General features: G+C 39.5%; 7 protein-coding genes. All 7 read right to left on the bottom strand.

The genetic code is table 11. From position 1 onward, the window contains the following. Positions 1-71 precede the first annotated feature (71 nt). Positions 72-2,438, bottom strand: a complete 2,367-nt coding sequence (locus tag WAA15_RS20415) for an ABC transporter permease (RefSeq protein ID WP_337044691.1) — start codon at positions 2,436-2,438, stop codon at positions 72-74. A gap of 78 nt (positions 2,439-2,516) precedes the next feature. Continuing rightward, positions 2,517-4,904: an ABC transporter permease gene (locus WAA15_RS20420; RefSeq protein WP_337044692.1), complete on the bottom strand. Its 2,388-nt coding sequence runs from the start codon at positions 4,902-4,904 to the stop codon at positions 2,517-2,519. 25 nt (positions 4,905-4,929) lie between these two features. Continuing rightward, positions 4,930-7,317 (bottom strand): ABC transporter permease, encoded by a 2,388-nt coding sequence (locus WAA15_RS20425; RefSeq protein WP_337044693.1) that lies wholly within the window; start codon positions 7,315-7,317, stop codon positions 4,930-4,932. A gap of 65 nt (positions 7,318-7,382) precedes the next feature. Next, positions 7,383-9,764, bottom strand: coding sequence for an ABC transporter permease (locus WAA15_RS20430; RefSeq protein ID WP_337044694.1), 2,382 nt, complete (start codon positions 9,762-9,764; stop codon positions 7,383-7,385). Between the two features lie 71 nt (positions 9,765-9,835). Further along, complete coding sequence (locus tag WAA15_RS20435; RefSeq protein ID WP_337044695.1) at positions 9,836-12,253, bottom strand: ABC transporter permease; 2,418 nt, start codon at positions 12,251-12,253, stop codon at positions 9,836-9,838. A 45-nt stretch (positions 12,254-12,298) separates the two neighbouring features. Continuing rightward, positions 12,299-14,743 (bottom strand): ABC transporter permease, encoded by a 2,445-nt coding sequence (locus WAA15_RS20440; protein WP_337044696.1) that lies wholly within the window; start codon positions 14,741-14,743, stop codon positions 12,299-12,301. Between the two features lie 74 nt (positions 14,744-14,817). After that, positions 14,818-17,241 carry an ABC transporter permease gene (locus WAA15_RS20445; protein ID WP_337044697.1) on the bottom strand — a complete coding sequence of 808 codons (2,424 nt, stop codon included), beginning with the start codon at positions 17,239-17,241 and terminating at the stop codon, positions 14,818-14,820. Positions 17,242-17,275 lie beyond the last annotated feature (34 nt).

The following is a 17,275-nucleotide window of genomic DNA, read 5'->3' on the forward strand; positions in this document are numbered from 1 at the left end:
TAATGATTAAAACCTGAATTTACACCCTCGGTTAATCATTCTCATTTCATTTAAGTTATTTTAACATTCTCTTATTCTGCCTTTAAACTATCAACAGGGTTGCTGATAGATGCCTGATAGGTTTTTATACCGATGGTGAATAAAGCTATCAGAAAAATTACTCCGAAACTACCAATCAACAAGCCGGCATTTACACCGGGGTTGAACGTAAAAATATTAAGCACGATAACACTACATAAATAACTGACCGGAAACGCAATGAGCGCAGCAATAAGGAGGAGTTTTAAAAAACTCCATGAAAGCAAACGAACCACCTCAGCGGCACTGGCACCTAATACTTTACGAATACCTATTTCCTTGATTCTTTTCTGGGTGCTATAAGTAACCATTCCTAGCAAGCCCATAATGGCAATTACAAACCCTACCAGTGTGGTAAGCCCCGAAAACTTCATGTCTTCGCCAGGAAAGTAACGGTCATATAATTCTTTTTCATACCACGAATACACCATGGCATCATAAGGATGATAACGTTTCCAGATTTGTTCGACAGAAGCCAGCAACGTAGCTTCTTCTGCCGTACTGGTTGTTTTTACAGAAAGTATATGAAACTGCGCCGGATTGTACTGAAACACCACAGGACTGACGGCAAACTCGTAACTTGAAAAACAAAAATCTTTTATGACCCCTGCCACCAGTACTTCGGTTTGATTGTTCAGAAAAACCATTTTTCCGACAGCTTCTTGTGGAGTACCCAAATGCAGTATTTTAACGGCTTTCTCGTTGAGCAACACAAAGTTCCCGCTCGAGTCTGCTGCGGCATCAGGAAGATTATGGCCTGCTACCAACGTAAGTTTCATGTTATCGACAAATTGTTTATCTACCGAAAAATGAAAAGCAGCCGTATTTTCATCGGTTCGTTTGGCTTTGATAGCATACTGGCTTGCACTACCGCCGAAAGCATCGGAGGTTAAACCAATGTTTTCGACCCCCGACAGTTGAGAAAGCTCGTTTTTCAGGAGCTTGTAGTCGTTACCTGCCAGCGTAATATTCAGGATATTTTTACGGTTAAAGTTTTCGTTCTCAGTAGCCATGTACTCAAACTGGCTGTACATAGTCACATTTAATGCCATATAAATGAGTGTTACCACAAACTGAATCACTATCAGGCTTTTGCGTAAGCTCAGCCTACCAAAAGAACTTGGCCCCAACTCGCCTTTTAATACTTTGGCTGGTTGAAAGGCCGACAGAATACGTGCAGGAAACACCCCTGCCATAATGCCTGTCAGTAGTGTAAAACCTGCAAAAACACCCCACATCAAGCGTGTATTATCGACTTCCCATACAATCCATGACAAATGGATATACTGTTTAATAGTCATGAAACTCATGTAGGCTATCAATAACGCAAAAAATGCCAGCACAATGGCTTCTATCAGAAATTGTGCTACCAACTGGCTACGCACAGCCCCTGATACTTTTCTGACACCTACTTCTCTTGCCCTGCTTAAAGAACGGGCCAGAGTAAGGTTGATATAATTGAATCCTGCCAGAATAATAATAACCAAAGCCATTAAAAAATTGACAGACAAACTAAATACATCATCTACATAAGCGTTTCTTTCGAGTCTTTCAAAGTCAGGCGAAATATCCTTTAATAATTGTCGGCGGTATTGATGGCTGGTTTTTCCGAAATCGGTGTCCTTTCTGTTTTGTAAGGCAATAGCATTGAGGGCTTTGTCCAGACTGGCAGGCTTCGTATTTCTATTCAGCAATACATAAGTGTAAGTATCGTAGTTAGTCCAGTTTTTGAGGTCCTGTTTATCTTTATTAAATGAGGTAAAAGTAGCCATTGATACCATCAGGTCGCTCCTGAAATGTGTACCTCTATATTTATAGGGCTTTAGCACCCCTGTAACCGTAAACACGCCGAAGTCGTGGTGAGTAATGGTTTTACCAACAGGGTTGGTTGTACCAAAAAACTTTACGGCTGTTTCGTGGTTTAATACAACCGTATTAGGAGCTACGGGATACGAACCTTTTTCTAGCGGAAAACCGAAAATATCAAAAAAAGCAGGGTCAACATAAATGCCGTTTAGACGTATAGACTTGATACGATTGTTCATTTCGCCCGAAAAATAGCGAATCACCCTTGCCGATTTCTCTACAAACCCATAATCGTTTTTAAGTTTTTCGGCCAATAAAAACGGAGACGACGCATAAGAAGCGGCCTTCCCTTTTTCGTCTTTGAAATCTGTCAGGATACGGTAAGTTTGTTCAGGATGCGGATGAAAATTATCAAACTCAAAAACATTCTGAATCTGCATAAGCCCTATCAGCCCGAAGGTCATAGCCAAACCCAGACCAACAATATTAATAAAGGAAAAGAGCTTGTTTTTCCAAAGATTACGAAGGGCTATTTTGAAATAGTTTTTTAGCATATCTCTATCGCTAAGGGGTGGTTTTCAATGTAAAATAATTTTATTTATACGCTCAGGTCCCTTTGGTGATAAGAATACTTATTCACTTTTCAGACTTTTCACCGGATTCATCAAGGCTGCTTTTAGTGCCTGATAACTTACCGTTAACAGGGCTATTATTAACACACTTAAACCCGATGCTACAAACACCCACCACGATATGCCAGTGCGGTAATCATATTTTTGTAACCAACTTTGCATCAGGTAATAAGCCAAAGGTGTTGCTATTACCATTGCAATACTAACCAGCCACACAAAATCTTTTGATAACAATTGCCACAGATTATAAACTGTTGCGCCAAGCGTTTTGCGGATACCTAGTTCTTTGGTACGTTGTTCGGCTATAAAAGAAGCTAACCCGAATAAGCCCAGACAACTGATAATGATTGCAAGCATGGCAAAAAAGCCGGCTATCTGGCCTATCTGTAACTCGCCTGCAAATTTTTTGGTGTATTCTTCCGCTACAAACTGATACTCAAATGGTACGGCCGGATTATATTTCCTGAATACGGATTCTATTTTGCTTACGGCTTCATTGGCATTAAGCGTGGGGTTTATTCTGAGGTTAACTATGCCCCCATAGTTAGCATCTAAATAAAACACTGAGGGCCGTGCCTTTGCATAAGGCGACTCCATAATCATATCTTTAATAACCCCAATAACATGGTATGGCTTACCGCTCCACCTGATTACCTCGCCTATTGCTGTGGGGCCTAGATTCATAAACTTCATAGCCGATTCGTTTAAAATCAATGCCGATGAGTCAGTACCGTAGTCTTTCGAGAAATCGCGTCCTTCTCTAAATTGCCAGCCTACTGTTTTGCCATAATTATAAGAAACCCCCGGAATCGGAAATCTTTCAGAAATAGTAGGGTCTTTACCTTTCCACTCAAAGTCTCCGGCAGTGCCTAATACCTTTGTTGCAGGCATTACCGATTCTGCCATTTCAATGACAGCCCCAGACTGCAATAATTCATTTTTGACAGCCTCGAAATGTGAATGAATTTCGTTAGAATTAGGTTTCACCATTATTAGTCCTTCGCGGCTGTAACCAATAGGACGGTTATTGGCAAACTGAATTTGCCGGAAAACCACCACCGTACCAACAATCATGGTAATTGAAACCGTAAACTGAAAAACAACCAATAGCTGACGTGGAATGGCTGCCTTCTTACCTGTTTTGAAAGTGCCTTTCAGAACTTTAACAGGCATAAATGAAGACAGATAAAAAGCCGGATAACTACCCGCTAATAATGCGGCAAACAGGCTAAAACCAACACCCACGGCCCAAAATGCTGGGTTACTCCAAAGAATATGTATTTCTTTACCAGTAAGTTGATTAAAAAATGGTAGAATTGACTGAACCAACAATAACCCCAATACGAAAGATAAAACTACCATGAGTAGCGATTCGCTAAAAAACTGAATAATTAACTGGCTACGGAAAGAGCCTATTGCCTTGCGGACTCCTACCTCTCTGGCTCGTTTTTCTGAGCGTGCAGTACTCAAATTCATAAAATTGATACATGCCAGTAAAAGCACAAATACCCCAATAAAGCCAAATAGCCATACGTTATCGATACTTCCTCCGGCAAATACGCCATTTTTAAAAAACTGATGCAAATGCCATTGGCTCATTGGGTGTAATACCAATGCTGGTTTTGTCTTTGCTTGTTCTTTATCAATTTTATTCAGTAGCGTAGGCCTAATTTTATCAGCTACGGCTTTAAAGTCAGTATTAGGAGCCAACTGCACAAACACCTGATAAGACACACTGCGCCAATCATCTTTTTGTTTTTTTACCCAGTCGTCAGAGGCTTCCAATAAACTCCATGGCAAAATAAAGCTCACTTTGTTGAGTGAAGAATTATAGGGTAAATCCTGATAAACCCCTGTTACTTTTACTGCCTGCTGGTTATCAACTTTCATGATTTTACCTATCGGGCTAGCATTACCGAAATAGGCTTTTGCTACTGAGGCAGACAAAAGTATAGAGTAAGGCTCTTGCAAGCCTTTGGCACTCCCCTGAATCATTTTTAATGAAAACATTTCAGGAGCATCAGGCTCCATATAGTTTCCGTTTTTCATGAATTTGTGGGTATCAAACGCCAAAATATGGTTTTCTGTAAAAGTAGAAAGCACCACACGACGAAGGTCATTGGAAAAGTTATTACGTAGTTCATTGGCCAACGGAATTGGCAAATAAGGCCATACGTGTGTTTCGTTATTGAGCGTATTTCTTTGACCTACCTGTGCAATCTGTTCATAGTTTGTATGATATTTATCAAAGTTCAGTTCATCATATATCCATAAACCTATTAGCATAGCTACGCCCGTACCCATAGCCAGCCCACTCATGTTGATAAATGAATAAACTTTATTCTTGAACAAAGTTCTGAACGCTATTTTGAAATAATTAAGAATCATTTTTCTTTCAGGCTATTGTTTTTAACTACTCTGACTTTAACGATTTTACCGGATTCATCAGAGCTGCTTTAATAGCCTGATAACTTACCGTCAGTAGGGCCAAAACTATTACTCCCATCCCTCCTGCGGCAAAAATCCACCAAGATATTTCAATACGGTAGGCAAAATCCTGTAACCATTGATTCATGCCATAATAAGCAACCGGAGTGGCTATAACTATGGCTATTAATACCAGTTTCAGAAAATCTTTTGACAGCAGCGAGGTAATGTTGAAGATAGAAGCCCCTAGTACTTTCCTGACACCTATTTCTTTGGTTTTTTGTTCGGCAATAAAAGTAATAAGCCCAAACAAACCCAGACAGGCAATAAAAATAGCAATACCCGTAAATGCACCGAATATATTTGCAATACGCTGTTCTGATTTGAATAATTTATCGAACGAGTCGTCGGCAAAATAATACGTAAAAGGCTCTTCTACTTTATAGCGGTTATAGGCTTTTTCTATTTGCGCGATGGTATTTACCATGTCGGCATCTTTCTTGATTTTAATATTCAGGTGGTCAATGTCATGCGTATCAGTAATAAATTTCAGCATTAAAGGTCTTACCTCGTTTTTGGTACTGAAATAGTTAAAATCTTTCAGCACTCCTACAACCTCGACGGCTTCATTTTCTCCCATTTCCAGATTCTTGATAGTAGCTATATTCCCGCCCAGTGTTTTTACGGCCGACTCATTCAGCAGAATTTTCTTTCTTAAATCGCTTGGCAAACGTTCAGGTTTTGCTTTCCACTGAATAGCAAACAAATCAACATAAGCCGAATCTACTTCAAAAATAATCACACCTACCATTGAGGCTATTGAATTGTCTTTAGCACCGATTTTCTTCACTCCGCTTATATTGTAGCCTTCTGCGAAAATCCGGTTTTTTGAACCCGACATTTTCTCGACTCCTTCAACCTGACTAATTTCATTGATTAAAGCTTCGGTTTTACCATGCGCTTGTCCGTCAATATTAATGGTTACAATCTGGTCTTTATTGAGGCCCAGATTTTTGTTACGCATTTTTTTAATTTGCCCGAAAATAATAATTGAGCAGAATATCAGCACCGAAGAAACGGCCAATTGAAAAACAGTCAAAGATTGCCTGATTGTGGCGTTACCTTTGCCTTGAAACTTACCTTTCAGTACTTCAACAGGGTTAAATCTGGTTAGCACAAATGCCGGATAACTCCCAGCCAGTAGTATACTGATGAGCAACACCATACCCAGCGAGGTCAGGAAGTACGGATTAACCAAAAAACCAGTATCAATTTTTAACTCCAGTAATGTATATAATACAGGTTGAAGAGCTTTAAAAAGAATTACAGCCAGAACACAGGCTATAAAAATAGTCAAGGTCGACTCCACATAGAACTGTGTAGTAAGACCAAGTTTATTTGCCCCTATTGATTTTCTGACACCTACTTCTTTGGCTCGGGTTGTTGCTCTAGCGGTGGTCAGGTTCATGAAGTTGACTAACGCCAGTAACAGAATCAGAATAGCTACCGCGCTAGAAATATAAACATACATGAGCCTGTCGCTCAGATAGTTATTTCCGACACCTAAATGGTTAGCAAAATAATTAAGCGAAAAAACTATGTCTTTATTATCTGTATTTTGCGCACTTAGTTTTTTCAAGACATTGGTTACATTGGCCTGATTCTCGGCTTTATCAAGTAACACGAATGTTTCATAATCGCCGGTTGAAATTTTATTTAGTTTTTCATCTGTATAAAATTGAGGAGAATTCTTTTTGTTTTCGGCCAGATGTGTTGCCATAGAGGCTATAAAGTTGTAGGCAATAGTTGAGTTTGACGGATTTTTTTCTACAATACCCACTACTTCCAAATCTGTTGTTTTGTTGAATTTCAACGTTTTACCAATAGGATTTTCTTTACCGAAATACTTTAGTGCCATTTCGGGCGTCAGAAAAATAGTATAAGGTCTTGTAATTGCCGACACATTGCCTTCTAGAATCTTAAAATCAAATACTTTGAAAAAGCCTTCATCAACAAAAATCAACCCTGACTCCTTGAATCGATGTCGGGGGTTGGTTTCTAAGGTTAAATCCCATGGAGAAGTTATACGGCCCACCGCTTTTACTGAGGCTGAGTTTTCTTTGAGGGCATCGCCCAAACGTGGCGACATGTGTGAGAAAGCGAACTCTTGCTCACCCATTTTTAAGGAAGCCTTTACCTGAAAAATTCGCTTATAATTTGTATGAAATGTGTCGTAGCTCACCTCATGCGAAACAAACAACAGAATAAGCGTTGATACCGCCAGACCCAATGCCAGGCCCGTAATATTAATAAAACTGAATATCTTATGGCGGATAAGATTCCGAAGGACAATTTTTAAATAGCTACGAATCATGTTGATATTAGTTTTAGGGTATACAATAAAATTTGTTAGATTTCATGATATACCCTTGCTGTTTGTTATTCTGATTTTAACGATTTTACCGGATTCATCAACGCCGCTTTAATGGCCTGAAAACTTACTGTAAGTAAAGTTATAGCCAACGCACCAGCCCCTGACGCAGCAAATATCCACCATGCAATACCTGTATGATACTCATATTTCTGCAACCAGTCGTTCAGGAAGTAGTAAGCAATCGGAATAGCTATCAGGCAGGAGATAATCACCAAGATTACAAAATCTTTTGATAATAGTGTCCAGAGATTCACCACCGATGCCCCTAATACTTTTCGGACACCTATTTCTTTTGTGCGCTGTTCGGCAACAAACGACGCTAACCCAAACAAGCCCAGACACGAAATAAAGATAGCTAAAACAGCGAAGAAAGAGGCCAGCTTGCCGATACGCTCTTCGGCAGCAAATTTCTGCCCGAACTCTTGGTCTACAAATTGATAATCAAACGGGCTACCCGGATTATACTTTTTAAATATCTTCTCTACTTTACTTAATGCCTCTTTTGCACTAACAGTGGGTTTTAACTTAACTGTAATTACATTAGCCCAGTTATAGTCCATAATAAAAACAGTAGGCATCATTGGTTCATACGGCGATTGCATCACCATATCCTTCACGATTCCTACTACATGAAACCGTCTGTTGTTCCAAGTAATGAACTTACCTACTACACCCTTAGAAGCAACCATTTTTGCCGCCGATTCATTAAGAATAATAGCTGATGTATCGGTTTTAAAATCTCTTGAAAAATCGCGTCCTTCCTTAAATTGGAAACCTATTGTTTTACCAAAATCATGTGTACAGGCAATAGTACCAAAAAGAGGCTGTGCGTTAGGCTCCATGCCATCCCATGAAAAACCTACGTTGCTCGACCAGATACCCGTAACGGGGCTTGATGACTCAGCCATGTTTTCGACCATGCCAGTATTTAATAAATCGTTGCGGATAACATCATACTTACCATACAAATCAGGTGTTGTCATGTTTACATATATCAAACCGCTGCGGTCATATCCGATGGGTCTGTCTTTGGCGTATTCTATTTGCCGATACACAATAATGGTTCCGATAATGAGTGTTACGGATACCGTAAACTGAACAACTACTAAAATCTTACGTGGCACTGATGCAAAACGCCCTACCCTGAAAGTGCCTTTAAGTACCTTTACGGGTTCAAAAGAAGACAGATAAAGCGCAGGATAACTGCCAGATAACAAACCAGTAATAAGAATAAACGCTAGGCTTATTATCCAGAATACAGGGTTTGCCCAGAGCATTGTCATTTTTTTACTGGCCAAATCGTTGAACCACGGTAACGAAATAGATACCAGACTAACCGAAATAAAGAAGGCAATAAAAACTACCAACATTGATTCGCTCAGGAACTGATTAACAAGTTGTGTACGAACCGAACCTATTGCTTTGCGCACCCCTACTTCTTTAGCTCGTTTTTCAGAGCGGGCTGTGCTCAGATTCATGAAATTGATACATGCCAGTAACAATACAAAAACGCCTATGGCACCAAACAGCCATACAAACTGAATACGGCCACCAACATTTACACCCTCTTTAAATTCAGCATATAAATGCCATTTGCTCATAGGGTGTATAAACAACTCTGGTTTAGATACTTTTCCTTCCTGATTTCTTTTATTTAAAACAAGGTTTTTTAGTTTTGCCGAAAGAGGCTCAAATTTTGTTTTGTCGTTAAGCTGGACATAACACAGAAAAGAGTTGTTATCCCACTCATCGGCAGCCCTTTTAACCCATTGTTCATCTGCCAAATAATAAGCCCACGGGGTCAGCGTATGTACCTCTGCCATTGCTGAGTTATGCGGAAAATCCTGAAAAACGCCAGTTACCTTCATATTGGCCTTTGCGTCGAATTTTATGATTTTTCCAATCGGGTCTTCACTGCCAAAAAGCGATTTTGCCAGAGACTCATTAAGCATGATTGAATTTGTCTCTTGTAGTCCATCTTGCTGACCTTTCACCATTTTCAACGAAAACATACGGGTGAAAGCAGGCTCTGTGTGTATGCCTTTTTTGGTAATTTTAGACTCTTTATAACTTATAATATGGTCATTGTTCCATGAGGTCATTGCAACATCCTTGAAATCAGGATACTTTTCACGCAACTCTTTCCCTAACGGATGCGGAACGGCCATCTGTGCGCCTGTATGTCCGTTAAAGGTCTGATTCATATAAGCCTGCCCCAGCTTATTATAATTATCGAACGATTTATTAAAGCTCAATTCATCATTAATCCAAAGCCCTATCAGCATGGCAACGCCCATGCCCACGGCAAGCCCCATGATGTTGATGAACGAATAAACCTTATTTTTAATAAGATTTCTAAAGGCGATTTTTAAATAGTTGAATATCATGGTTATTATGATTGAGGCAAAAACCAAGTATATGTGGCCCAATATTTTAGCCCTGTATATTTAGCTTAGTGCTATTCTGTTTTTAATGATTTAATTGGATTCACTAATGCGGCTTTAATAGCCTGATAGCTTACTGTAAGCCATGCAATGGCAATTGAACTCATAATAGCCAGTAAGAAAATACCTACACCAATATCAATTCTGTACTCGAATTGTTTTAGCCAGTTGTGCATGAAATAATACCCAACCGGAGCAGCAATTAAAAAGGCTACGCCTATTAAGAGGGTAAATTCTTTTGAAAACAAATAAACAATATGAGCCACAGATGCACCCAATGTTTTGCGGATACCTACTTCTTTGGTACGTTGTACAGCCATGAAGGATACTAAACCGTATAAGCCCAAACAAGAGATAAAAATGGCAATGCCAGCAAAAATTTCATAGAGAATAGATAATTTCCTTTCCTGCTGATAAAAATTAGCAATGCTTTTATCAAGAAATTCATATTGATATAGATAATCAGGGAAAAGTTTATTCCAGATTTTTTCTACTGATGCCAGCCCGCTTTGCATATTCTGCGCTTCTAGTTTTACTCCCATTACTCCAAAGAAGTTTTTCCTACTAGCTATTACTAGCGGAGGAATGGCTCCGTGCAGAGACCTTGCATGGTAATCTTTAATGACACCTACAATGGGGGCTTTCATTTTACCACCCCAGAAATTAATTTCTTTGCCCAAAACCTCTTCGGCATTCTTTGCGCCTAATTTCTTTACCATTGTTTCGTTTATTACATAGCCCTGAACAGTATCACTTGCCGCATAGCCCTTACCCGCAACAAATTTCAGGTTAAAGGTTTTAAAATAGTCGGCATCGGCCCAATTCAGAAAGGCCGAGAAATCAGTATCTTTAGGCCGGTGGTCATATTGGAAAGGGCTGTTCCAGTCGTTTCCTTCCGCCGGACACCTGAACGCAATACTCACATTTTTTACGCCCGTTTGCTGTAATAACTGTGTTTTTAACAAATCATATTTGGCTTGTCCGGTGCTATCATTAGGAAGTGGTATTCTGATAATTGCCTCTTTATCAAAACCCAGAGAGGCATTCTGGAAATAATTCATCTGGCTAACTACTACCAGTGTTGCCACAGTCAGAAACTGAGCAATCGAAAACTGTGAAACCACCAGTACACGCCTCAATGAGATGCCCCCAACAGACTTAGCCGTGATTTTACTTTTCAGAGCCAGAATCGGATTAAACCCTGAGATAACCAAAGCCGGATAAAAACCCGAAAGGAAGATAACCACCACAGCCACTACAACTAAAAACAATAATAAAATGGGGTTGTTTATAAACGAAAGACTCAAGGGGTAATCAAGCAGATTGTTCAGAAAAGGTAATGCTATTTGGGCCAGTAAAATAGCCACAATCATCGACATAAGTGTTATTAAGGCACTTTCGCCTAAAAACTGGCTTCTCAATTGAGCCTTATTGCTTCCTAATGCTTTTCGGATACCTACTTCTTTTGAACGATTAACAGCCTGTGCAGTAGCCAGATTTATAAAGTTCACACAAGCTACTAATAATAAAAATGCTCCTATTATCTCTAATACCCAAATCATTTCGGGGCTTATGGTGTGGTGTGTAAAATTACCAAAGCGGCTATCGAAATGAGACTCACTCAATGGGCGTATGAAGTTACGCACACGGCTTCTTTCTTCAGCAGTTTTATGCTTCTTGTCAAAGTCAGGCATGAAGGCATTAAATTTTGCTCCTGATATTTGTGGAGGAAGCAAAAGGAAGCAATTCCAACTACCTGATACACTCTCCCAATCATTTATATTATTTTTATTATATGACAGGAAGTTTTTATAAGAAAATACTACTTTTAGCGGAAAATCAGTATTTTTTGGTATATTCTTAAGTATGGCTGTAATTCGGTATCCTTGTTTGTCATTATCTATATTTATTGTTTTTCCGATAGCACTTTTCCAGTTTCCAAAAAACTTTTCTGCCATTTCCTGCGTCAGAACGGCCGTATTCGGCTCAGAAAGCATCGTTTTTGCATTACCTGAAAGCAACGGGAAATCGAAAATTTCAAAAAACTCAGGTTCTGCATAAAACATTCCCCCTTCGTCTTTAAACTTCTTTTCAATGTTTTGCTTTTTTGCATCATAAATATTTATTTGCCCTCCTGCTTCGGCTATTCCTGCTACTTTTTCCAGTTGTGGGTAGTCTGTTCTCAAGGCCAACGGAACAGGTAAAGGGGCTCCTCTGCCATAACTGATACCGCCGTAATTAAACTCCGAAACAACCTGATAAATTCTATCCTTTTTTGTATGGAAATTGTCAAAACTCAATTCAAACTGAACAATCAGAAACAGAAGCAGACAGGCAGCAATACCTACTGCCAAACCAGTAGCATTAATAAATGCGTAGCTCTTATTACGAAGCAGGCTACGAAAGGCAATTTTCAGATAATTACGAATCATAATTTTGTAGGATTAAAGAATCAGGCTGCAAGCCACTTGGTTCAGTTATTCTGTTTTTAGAGATTTAACAGGATTCATTAATGCAGCTCTGATAGACTGATAACTGATTGTGAGCAAGGCAATTACTACCAGCAGCACACCCGCCAAAGCAAAAATCCACCAAGCCAGACTTGTACGGTAGGCAAAGTCTTGTAACCATTTATACATGGCATAATAGGCAACAGGTGTTGCCAATACAAAAGCGATGCCGACCATTTTCAGGAAGTCAACCGAAATAAGATTCACAATACTACCGATGCTCGCGCCCAAGACCTTACGCACACCTATTTCTTTGGTACGTTGTTCAATTATCATTAAGGCAACGGCAAACAGCCCCATACACGAAAGTATAATAGCGATGCCCGCCGCAAGGCTGAAAATCTGCGAGAGGCGTTCTTCTTTATTATACCAACGGTCAACGTTTTCGTTGATAAACGAGCCTTTAAATTCTTCCTTAGGAGCTAGTTTTTTCCATGTATTCTTAACCAGTTCCATTGCTTCCGTCAGATTCTGAGATTGTGTTCTTATCAGGATATAACTAACCCGCCCTTTAGGTGCCATTTCGAGGGTAATAGAACGGCTTTCTCTGCGTAAAGAGTACAAATAGAAATCTGGAATAACGCCAATAACTTTTTGCTTGCCCACAGCCGAGTCGGGCATCAGGAATTTATCTACTGCATGTTTTTCGCCCATTTGTTTTACCAGACTTTCGGTTACAATCAGGGCCGTAGAATCTGTACCGAAGGTTGGGCTGAAATCTCTGCCCTCAATGGTTTTGATTCCCATTGTTTTTAAGAAGTCATAATCTACACGTAACCAGTCTGTTACAATACTTTTTGAATGCTTGGTATCACTTTCGTTCGGATAATAATCAAACCCGTAAGTACTTCTGGAAGAGCTGCCGTCAAGCCCGTTACCAAAATTTATTTGAGACCCACTTACCGAAGCAATACTTGTATATTTTGATAACTCATTACGAAACTGTTGTACGGCTGTCTGGCTGTTTAATGCACTACCAACAGGCACACTGATAACCTGCTCTTTATTATATCCGAGTGGTTTGTCCCGAAGGAATTTGAGTTGTTCAAAAATTACCAGCGTGCAACTGATAAGCAGGCAGGAAATTGAGAACTGAACAATAATTAAGGAATTACGCAACACGCCGGGTTTTTTACGGGTAAGTTTGCCTTTTAATACTTGCACAATATTGAAACGAGACGAAACAAACGCCGGATACCCTCCGGCTATAAGCGTAATTAAGAAGAAGCCCATTAAAGTAATGAGCAAATTCTGAGAAACCAGAAAATTCTGGATAGAAAGGTTTGACTGAAATATCTTATTAAATTGTGGTAAAAAGGCATAAGCCATGCCCAAGCCTATTACTAAAGCTACTATACAAACCAGGAAGGCTTCGCCCCAACCCTGCAAGAAAAGCTGCCCTTTATTAGCTCCTAATGATTTACGAACACCCACTTCTTTGGCCTGCGTAAACGATTTGGCAATAGTAAGGTTAATAAAATTGATAGATGCAATCAAGACAATCAGCAAGGCAATGGTTAATAAAGTGTAGATATAACTTTTACTTACACCACTTCCCCAGCCGGTTATGGTATCGAAATGTACCTCTTTAAGAGGCATTAATAATAAACTCAGGTATTGCCCTCTTACGTTTTTCATTCGACCCGATTTTTTTGCATCTTCCTCTGTGGTTTTCATGTATTTATTTACCAACGATTCCAGACGTTTCTCGGTCGAGGCTTGTGTTGTATTAGCTGCCAGTTTTATATATACCTGATGGTTCTGGCTAGTCCATTTATCTTTCAGGGTTTCGTAACCACTATAATTTTCGGTGCGTATCAGCGCATCATATTCGACGGTAGAGTTTTTGGGAGCATCGTCTATTACACCAGATACAATAAAGGGCGTTTTTATTCCCGACAATTCTATTAATAATTGCTTGCCGATGGGTTCTTCTTTACCAAATATATTTTGTGCGGTGGTTTTACTAATGACAACCCCGTTTTTGTCGGCCAGAGCTGTATTTATATTACCTTTCAGAAGCGGGAAAGAAAATACTTTCAGGAAATCGGCATCAACTGTTCTGACATTTCTTTCAAATTTTTTGCCTTGATACGTTATAGCTCCCCCACCCCAATTTAAACGGGTAGCTGCTTCTATTTCGGGAAACTCAGCTTTTAATGCAGGCGTAAGCGGATACGCCATTGCCGCACTATACTCTGGTTTACCGGTTTTATCAGCACTATTAAAATAAAGGTAGTATACCCTGTCAGCATCTTTATGAAACGTATCATAAGAAAATTCATAAGAAGCCGTAAGGTATAGCAAGATGCTACTGCCAAAAGCAATAGCCAACCCAAGCATATTAATAGACGTATGTATTTTGTTTTTCCACAACTTACGGAGTGCTATTTTTAAATAATTACGTATCATGTTTTTTCTGGAAATGGGTCTTTTTTTAATACAGATAATTCTCTTTAATGCTATTGCTTACACCCGCTGGGCGGTTATTCACTTTTCAGTGATTTAATCGGATTCATCAATGCAGCCCTTATAGACTGATAACTTACTGTAAACAAGGCTATTAATAAAGCCGCTACTCCTGCCAAGCCAAAAATCCACCAGCTGATTTCTGTTTTGTAGGCAAAATCTTCAATCCATTTATCCATTAAATAGTAGGCTATCGGTGAGGCTATCAGAATGGCAATAACTACCAGAGCCAAAAACTCTTTTGAAAGCAGCGTTACTAAATTTGGAATACTTGCACCTAGCACCTTGCGGATGCCAATTTCTTTGGTACGCTGCGACATCATCATGAGGGCAATAGCAAATAAACCCATACACGACAACATAATAGCCAGTACTGCCGCGCTCATTACCATCTGCGACATTCTTTCTTCGCGTTTATACTGATTATTGGTATTTTCATCAAGAAACGATGGCAGGAATTCAGAGCGTGGGGCAATTTCTTTATAGGCTTTGCCGATTAAATCGATGGTTTCTTTCGGAGTATCAGGGGTAAGTTTTACAAAAATGTAGCTAAAGCCAAATTCGCCTTGCAGGAAATAGGTCATTGGCTCAATTTTGTTTCTTAATGACTCAAAGTGATAGTCTTTTACTACACCTACAATTGTTTTGCCGATGCTGTCTCCAATGGCAATTTTTTGCCCGATAGGATTTTTGAATCCTAATTGTTTAACCATTGTTTCGTTTACAACACAAGCACGTTCTTTATCTGATGGAAATGCTCTTGAGAAGTCTCTTCCGGCAAGAAGCGTTAACCCAAGCGTTTTTACGTAATCATAATCTATATTCAGACCATTGGTACGGTAGCTTTTTCCTTCCATCTCAAAACCATAAACCGATTTATAAGTCGACCCATCCTTGCCTCTTCCAACGTTAATATCGGCTCCGGTAACACTTACAATCTGTGAAGTATTAGCCAGTTTGTTACGCATAAACTCGAGCAGTTTACCTCCTTCTACTTCATTGCCTACCGGAAAACTAATTACCTGTGTTTCGTCAAAGCCCAGAGGTTTGTTTTGCAGATAATCAATCTGTTTCCAGATAATAAGCGTACAACTGATTAACAGAATAGCAATGCTGAATTGTGCTACAATAAGCGCGCTTCGGATACCCCCAGAGCGTGAACTCACTTTTACTTTTCCTTTTAATACTTCTACGGTATTGAACCTTGCCACAGCAAAGGCAGGATACCCACCCGCAAGAAGCGTAATTAACAAAAAGCTGATAAGTAACAAAACGCCCACAATTGGATTGAGGAGGTTATCAAAAGAAATGGAACTTCTGAACAAGGCATTGTACTGAGGCATGAGTACTGTTGCCAGCAAACACCCTATACCAAAAGCTACAATACAAATAATGAAGGCTTCGCCCCAGAATTGCCCGATAATCTGAGATTTTAAAGCTCCTAGTGCTTTTCTCATACCAACTTCTTTGGCTCGTGTCATTGAGCGGGCAATCGAAAGATTAATAAAGTTAATGCAGGCTATCAGTAAAATTAAAGCACTGATAATTAGCAATATGAAAGGATACGAAACATCAATTGAGCGGCCACTGCCTGCATATTTGCTGAAGTGCAGGTCAGGAAAAGGCAACAAACGCAGACTTTTTACTTCGCCTCGTTCGTCGGGTTTGGCACCATCTTTTTTCAGTTGCTCAATATTGCTTTTGTAATATTTTTCGGTGAAAGATTTTAACCGCTTTTCAAAACTCAGGTAGTCTACTTTGTCGGCTAGTTGTATAAACACATCATGATAGTCTGAGTCCCATTTGTCTTTTGTATTCTGGTATTCGGGGTTGTTTTCAAAACGCATCAGCATTTCGTTAGTAATCGACGAGTTTTTGGGTGCTTTTTCCATTACACCTGTCACGACAAAACTCTCAATTTTACCTCCGAAATTCATATTGATTGTTTTACCGATAGGGTCGGCTTTATCAAATATCTTCTCGGCTACTTCTTCATTCAAAACTACACTTCGCAGGTCGTTAAGGGCTACATCGGCGTTTCCTTTGAGCATTTTAAAAGAAAACATTTTCAGGAAATCGGCATCTACATAGTTTACGCCTTCATCAATGTTTTTTTCACCCTGCATAATCTGCACGCCCCCACCAACAATACGAGTAGCGTATTTGATTTCTGCATTGAAATCGGTTTTTAACGCGGGTGTAAGTGGTGCGCACAAATTGGCCTGATAATCGACCTTAGCAGGGCGATTAATTTTGAAATATGCCTTATAAATATGGTCTTTGTTTGCCTGAAAGTTATCATAGGTAAATTCAAAATAAGCTGTCAGGAATAACAAAATGGCACAACCAAAAGCCACCGAAAGCCCAACTACATTGATTGAGGTATACGATTTGTTTTTCCAGAGATTACGAAGTGCGATTTTGAAATAATTTTTTAGCATAGTTTTTTCATAATTTAGAATGGGAAGTGAAAGA

This window comes from Emticicia sp. 17c (assembly GCF_037153985.1).
Lineage (GTDB): Bacteria > Bacteroidota > Bacteroidia > Cytophagales > Spirosomataceae > Emticicia.